The sequence below is a fragment of the Caballeronia sp. AZ7_KS35 genome (assembly GCF_023631045.1).
In the GTDB taxonomy this organism is placed as follows: Bacteria; Pseudomonadota; Gammaproteobacteria; order Burkholderiales; family Burkholderiaceae; genus Caballeronia; species Caballeronia zhejiangensis.
The window spans coordinates 22,873-28,890 of the sequence record NZ_JALQDV010000073.1 but is presented as its reverse complement, the minus strand read 5'-3'; the positions used below and the strand labels follow the sequence as shown (position 1 = coordinate 28,890).

Genomic DNA, 6,018 nt, shown 5'->3' with positions numbered 1-6,018 from the left:
GGTTTTGAACCGGTCCGGAGTGTGACAACTCCAAACTGAAGCGACTCGGCATCAACGAATTGATGCCGCTTCTCGGCTATGGCCGGGGGGCGGCAGTGTATGTTCAAGCCTCGCGGCTAAAGACTGCCGCACCGTTCCTTCAGTTACGGTTGTCAACCTCCGGCCACCAAGGGCAGATCCTCGGTGGTTTTCATTCGTAGTCCGGAGGTTTTCTGCAATGCGCTTTTCAGCTGTCATTCTCGCGTGCGTTCTGCTGTTCACTGCCTACCCCGTGCAGGCGACGAACGCCACGCCAAATCAACCGAATGAACCTGCAACGAAAAATGCCGCCTCTGCGCCGGAAATCGTCATCGACAAAGAGCACGGCGTCATCCGCTTTATGGTCGATGGCAAGGAGGTCGCCACGTTAAATAAAGACGGGCTGCTGGTCAGAGGGAATGTCGCCTACAGCGGAGAACTGACGGATGTGGAGAGCAGCCATGCGAAATAATCACCGCATGGCGGGAAAGATCGAAGCATTGCAGCGTGTGGCGCTCATGGCCTCCCTGATCTTGCTGGCCACGCCGCAAGCCCGCGCAGCGGAGCCGGTTCCCGGATCTTCCTGCACGGGAATAACGGCTAACAGCTTCATCAACGCCGGTGGCCCGGAGAATGGCGGGGTATCCAACCTCATGTTCTGTAATGGCGGCTCAAATCTATGGACCGGGGTTATCAATTTTCAGTCGAGCGGACGGGTCGGAATCGGTAACACCGGCCCCGGGGCGCTTCTTGATATTGGCATGGCAGGAACGACCCTGGGCACACTCCGGCTCGAAGGCAACACGTCCGGCTATGTCGGAATCCAGTCTCAGGCCGCAGCGGGCTCGTGGACTATGAGCCTGCCAATCTCTGCGGGTACAAGTGGCTACGTCCTTTCCACTGACGGCGCGGGCGTTACCTCTTGGATCTCTAATGCGGGCACTGCCAGCACAGCGCTGTCCGGTATCACAGCGGCGGCGGTGGGACATACCATCGCGAATGCAAACTTTGCTCAAGTCTGGAACTGGGACACGCTGACGTCCGGTATAGCTCTCAAGATCGGTTCAACATCCATGACAACGGGTAGTCTGCTGAGTCTGACAAATACCAACGCTGCCGCCTCGACCGGCTCCGTTCTCACAGTCAATAACTCGTCAACCGGTGCTGCTTTTGGGATTACCAGCACTATTGCTGGGACGGCCAATGGTGCTGCAAGCATTAAAGGCATCGCTAACGGGACTAGTGGTGTGACCTATGGCGTCTATGGTAGTAACGCCAGCGCGAGCGGCTATCCCGGCTATTTCACCAGCAATGCTTCAGCATTTGCTCCGCAGCTCGCCGTGGCTAATACAGACACAGGCACCAATTCCTATGCACAGATTGGTTATATCGGCGGTCATACTTGGTCAACCGGGGTAGGAACCGCAAACGAAACAGACTTTAACCTCGCGAATAAATTCTTCATTTTTGACGCCACCGGCGGCGGTACACGCTTGGTCATCGATTCGAATGGCTGGGTTGGGATTGGTACGGCAGTTCCTGAGGACATGCTCACAGTCTATGACGGCGACGGCATTGTTTCTTTCGGGAACACCCCGGGTCTCGATGGCGACATGACATACGATGGCGGTGCGGATGGTATTTACTATTTTTCGAATGACGGGATTTCGGGCGGCGGGACTGAATTTCACTGGACGGACGGTGCGACTAGCTACACAAATTTAGCAATCCACAACAACGGCAATGTTCTTTTTGCTGCATCCGCTTACCTTAATTTTGGTGCGACCGAAGGTACCGCTGGCTATGGCTTCCGTGACAGCGGCGGCACTCTTCAGCGCAAGAATTCCGGTGGGTCTTGGGCCACCATCAGCACGACATCGGACCAGCGGTTGAAGCGCGACATCGTTCCGTTGCCGAAGGGCGACGGGCTGGCCTCAATCATGAAATTGCGGCCTGTCCGCTTCCATTGGAAAGATGTCGAACAGGACCAGACGGACGGTGAGCAAATCGGCCTGATCGCGCAGGAAGTCGAAAAGGTCTATCCCAGCGGTGACATTGCCTACAATTTCGGCAACGTCACCATGAACCTCGGCAATGGGAAGAAAGAAACCATCGAGCATGCCCGGGGCCTGAACTACGAAAAGCTCGTCCCCCCTCTCATCAAAGCCCTACAGGAACAGCAGGCAGAGATACAAGCGCAAGAAGCAGCGATCAAAGAGCTGAAGGAGGAAATCGCCGCAATCAAGCGCGGTCCCACAAAACATTGATGTTCGACCCCTAAAGGGCTATTTCTCTTCGAACAACTCGCCGAAAAGCTCCTTAACTTTGACCTTGGCTGCGGTGAGCGCCGCTCGCCCTTCAGTCGTGATTTCATAGACCCGCCGCGCCCGGCTTCCGGATCGTTCCTGTCGCGACAGCAGGTAGCCCTTCTTTTCCAGGCCATGCAGCATCGGATAGAGCGTGCCAGCGCTGATTTCATAGCCGTGGCGGCGTAGTTCCTCGATGATGCCCAGCCCGAAGATGGGTTCTTCGCCCGCATGATGAAGGACATGCAAGCGGATCAAGCCGCCATATAGGTCGTTGTCGGACATAGATCCGCGTCTCAGAAAATGAGACTCAACAGCCACCCGGCCACACCACACCCCAACACCACGAACCAGGGCGGCAGCTTCCAGAACATCAGGGCAACGAACGCGAGTAGCGCCAGTCCGAAGTCTTCCGGTTTGAAAATGGCGCTGGTCCATATCGGGTGATAAAGCGCTGCGAGCAACAAGCCGACGACTGCGGCGTTCACTCCAGCGAGCGCAGCCTGTGTCCGCACGCTGCGGCGTAGTTGCTCCCAGAATGGCAGCACGCCGACAACCAGCAGGAACGACGGCGTGAAGATGGCGAACAGACACACCGAAGCGCCGAGCCAGCCACTCGGCGGAAGCTTCATCGAGGCACCCAGGAATGCCGCAAAAGTGAAAAGCGGGCCGGGCGCTGCTTGCGCCACGCCATAGCCGGCAAGGAAGGTTTCATTGTTCACCCAGCCATTGGGCACCACTGCGGCTTGCAGGAGCGGTAGCACGACATGTCCGCCGCCAAAGACCAACGATCCAGCGCGATAGAAAGCATTAATCATCGCCAGCGTCTGGTCGGGCCAGGCGGCCGTCGCGAGGGGTAGTCCGATCAGCAGGCCGAAAAACAGTCCCAGCAACATGGCGCCGACGCGCCGATCGACCGAAATCGGCAGCGGGTCATGGGTCAAGACTTGAGTTGGCTTGAACAGAACTAATCCCACTACGCCGGCAATCGCGATCACGCCGACCTGGCTCAAAGCGTTCGTCCACACGAGGGCAATGCAGGCCGACGCTGCGGCAATGGAAACGCGTGTCGTATTCGTGCATAGATTCCGGGCCATGCCCCACACCGCTTGCGCCACCACGGCGACCGCAACCACCGTCAAACCGTGCAGCACTCCGGCAGGAAAAGCACTGCCGCGCGTGGACATGCCTAGCGCGAACAGAACCAGCATGATCGCCGATGGCAACGTGAACCCGGCCCAGGCGGCCAGCGCGCCAGGGAACCCAGCCCGCGACAACCCAAGCGCGATACCGACCTGACTGCTGGCGGGGCCGGGCAGGAACTGGCACAACGCCACCACATCAGCGTAGCTGCGTTCGCTGAGCCAGCGCCGGCGTGTCACAAATTCAGCGCGGAAGTAGCCAAGGTGCGCGATAGGACCACCGAACGAGGTCAACCCCAAACGCAAGAAGATCAGGAACACCGTCCAGGCACGATCACGCGCGTCCGTCTTGATTTCGCTTTCCGTCGACAACATCCTCTGTCCCTCTGATGGATACAGCCAGAATTATAATCGAAACTCGATATCGAATTTCGATTCTATCGCGCAGCTTGTGGACGCGGGTGCGATCGTCAATGTGAGCTGTACTTCAACCAGACGTCAGGGTGTCGCGCAAAACGCGTCAGATTAGAATCGTTTTCACCATTAGTTGACGCATTCGCATCAACGTCTCAGGCCCAAATCTGACAGGTTAACCGTTGGCGTACGTAAACGTCCGAATCTTGACGTCACCCCATATAGAGAGCCCCTACATATTATCTATAATAATTCATTATTACATAAAATTAACCATTTTAAATTATTATGTCTAGAACAAAACAGAAGGGAATAGATATTATGTCTGAAGACTTAATTGGTAATTTGTCCCAGAAGGTAAATAGATTTTTCATTGGCGACAAGGGGGCTACTGGCACTGCCGGCGTTATCAGTGGTTGGTACATGAGCACTCATCTGAAAGACATGATGCGTAATGGCCAATATGATCAATTGTCAACCTTGCTTGACTTCAAAGATCCCAAGGATCGCGACTCCGCGCTACGACTCGCCGTCATAAGCGAGCAATCTCCGAAATGTATCGAATATCTTCTTAAAAAGGGGGCAAACCCCTTGGCTGAAGACGCTTATCCGACTGTTTTTGGTCCGAATCGATTTAAACCCAGCTCCGGTTCATAAATAATTTGTAGGTACTGGAAGGGTTCCGGGGGAGCCGATCGGAATCCGACAGGGCATTTTCTAAACATTGGCACCGTTCTAACGGCTTCCTAAGTGTTGATCGTCCGTTGCACGGGATTGCCTCTGGTAATGCCAAGCTGCCTGCTCAATCATCTTCGAGTTTGGCATGGTGCGCATAGCATGCGACCAACTGGCAAGTAGGAGGCTCTTTCAGCTGGACTGATCCCACGCTCATCGCGGGTTCGAAAAAACGACCGTTTTGCGGAAACCGTCGGGCTCGAACCTCTGGGACCGGCGATTCCAAGCCTGAATTTTTTCTCCAACCGACCCTTGAATCGTTTTCCGGTAACCCGTACTTTTATGAATGATAACGTCCTTTATCATGCGTTAGAATAAAATCTATTTAATTTTAGGGGCGGAACAGAATTCGTTTATATCTGCGTGCGTGACGGTGCGTCTTCCTGCCCGCGCGGGTTGACTGTTTATCTTCTCGAAAGCAGCTTCAGGATTAGCGCACATTTCAGTCGCGATGGTCTTCAGAGGTTCAGCGCAAGGATCTTTGGAGGCCTGCGTGATCAAGGCATGTCCATTCTTTGCAAAATACCCATTCGCGGCAACAATTAATTTATCATTTTCGCCATTGATACCAATGAAGTGGGCATTATCAAACTGCCTGCAGAATTTGGCGTTCTCTTGTGACAGAGAATTTTCGGCACTGGCAGCGCCGATCAGGCCAAGAGTAGCAAAAGCGGCGGCGGCAACCTGTTTCAGTGTATTTTTCAATAGCATCGCCTTTTCTCTTAAAATAATCCTGGAATATGGATAACACCAAACTTATTGAAGAGTCAAAGATATTTCACAACGGACCCCTCGACCAGATCGGGAGGCAAAGGTTAATACAGAAAGTTAAGAGTTTATTTAGGAAAATCTGCCAAGATCTATTAAAGTTTTAAGCAATGGAGATAGGCATGAGCGGAGATTTTCTCGGGGACCTGAAAGGGAAACTACAGTCGGTATTTGCTCCATTAGCTGGAGAACCGGCTTTTGCTCCGCCTGACGAAAACCCAGTTAGTTTTCTTGGGACTGACCCGGTGGGTTCCGAGCGGTTTAACCATGGCAAAATGCAATTGGCGCGCGATTTGGTTGATGCATCGCAAAAATATGGACCAAATGTTAGAGGCGAAATTGTTGATAGATCAACTGATGGTCCACTAGCATCAACTAAAAATGAATTTAGGATCGTTGATGCTCGCAAGCCCGCTTATGACAAGGCTCTTGAAGGCCAGGGATCAGGCAAAATCATAGAAACGATGTCTCTGGAAAGCGCAAAAAAAGCTGTCGATGCTGAAAACTGGAGTAACGATCATCAGAAAATCTTTGAGCCAATGAAGCCAGGGTATTACAACTCCCCGCACTCTTGATTTTTACACGTGATATTGCTGTACGCTACAGACCTGCGCACCGATAGCGACGGCAAAAAC

7 protein-coding genes are annotated in these 6,018 nt (G+C 53.6%); 4 read left to right on the top strand and 3 right to left on the bottom strand.

Translation table 11 applies throughout. From position 1 onward, the window contains the following. The first annotated feature begins 217 nt into the window (after window positions 1-217). Together NCT05_RS36250 and NCT05_RS36245 are read left to right on the top strand one after the other, a co-directional pair. Window positions 218-490, top strand: a complete 273-nt coding sequence (locus NCT05_RS36250; protein WP_250504715.1) for a hypothetical protein — start codon at window positions 218-220, stop codon at window positions 488-490. Next, window positions 480-2,285, top strand: coding sequence for a tail fiber domain-containing protein (locus NCT05_RS36245; RefSeq protein WP_250504714.1), 1,806 nt, complete (start codon window positions 480-482; stop codon window positions 2,283-2,285). The genes NCT05_RS36250 and NCT05_RS36245 overlap by 11 nt, the downstream gene beginning before the upstream one ends. A gap of 18 nt (window positions 2,286-2,303) precedes the next feature. Here the strand turns inward: NCT05_RS36245 and NCT05_RS36240 are convergent, their stop codons facing one another. Together NCT05_RS36240 and chrA are read right to left on the bottom strand one after the other, a co-directional pair. Further along, window positions 2,304-2,609, bottom strand: a complete 306-nt coding sequence (locus NCT05_RS36240; RefSeq protein WP_250504713.1) for a PadR family transcriptional regulator — start codon at window positions 2,607-2,609, stop codon at window positions 2,304-2,306. Between the two features lie 11 nt (window positions 2,610-2,620). Then, a complete protein-coding gene (gene chrA / locus NCT05_RS36235; RefSeq protein ID WP_250504712.1) occupies window positions 2,621-3,841 on the bottom strand; it encodes a chromate efflux transporter in 1,221 nt (406 codons plus the stop codon). A 360-nt stretch (window positions 3,842-4,201) separates the two neighbouring features. Between chrA and NCT05_RS36230 the strand changes: the two genes are divergently transcribed. Continuing rightward, window positions 4,202-4,537, top strand: a complete 336-nt coding sequence (locus tag NCT05_RS36230; RefSeq protein ID WP_250504711.1) for an ankyrin repeat domain-containing protein — start codon at window positions 4,202-4,204, stop codon at window positions 4,535-4,537. Window positions 4,538-4,936: 399 nt separating this feature from the next. Here the strand turns inward: NCT05_RS36230 and NCT05_RS36225 are convergent, their stop codons facing one another. Continuing rightward, window positions 4,937-5,320 carry a hypothetical protein gene (locus NCT05_RS36225; protein ID WP_250504710.1) on the bottom strand — a complete coding sequence of 128 codons (384 nt, stop codon included), beginning with the start codon at window positions 5,318-5,320 and terminating at the stop codon, window positions 4,937-4,939. A gap of 185 nt (window positions 5,321-5,505) precedes the next feature. Here NCT05_RS36225 and NCT05_RS36220 point away from each other — a divergent pair, with 185 nt between their 5' ends. Next, entirely contained in the window at window positions 5,506-5,958 is a 453-nt protein-coding gene (locus NCT05_RS36220) for a hypothetical protein (protein WP_250504709.1), read from the top strand. Window positions 5,959-6,018: the final 60 nt, after the last annotated feature.

Coding starts and splice junctions, on each gene's coding strand:
- NCT05_RS36250 (WP_250504715.1), top strand. CDS start 218: ATGCGCTTTTCAGCTGTCATTCTCGCGTGCGTTCTGCTGTTCACTGCC.
- NCT05_RS36230 (WP_250504711.1), top strand. CDS start 4,202: ATGTCTGAAGACTTAATTGGTAATTTGTCCCAGAAGGTAAATAGATTT.
- NCT05_RS36245 (WP_250504714.1), top strand. CDS start 480: ATGCGAAATAATCACCGCATGGCGGGAAAGATCGAAGCATTGCAGCGT.
- chrA (WP_250504712.1), bottom strand. CDS start 3,841: ATGTTGTCGACGGAAAGCGAAATCAAGACGGACGCGCGTGATCGTGCC.
- NCT05_RS36220 (WP_250504709.1), top strand. CDS start 5,506: ATGAGCGGAGATTTTCTCGGGGACCTGAAAGGGAAACTACAGTCGGTA.
- NCT05_RS36240 (WP_250504713.1), bottom strand. CDS start 2,609: ATGTCCGACAACGACCTATATGGCGGCTTGATCCGCTTGCATGTCCTT.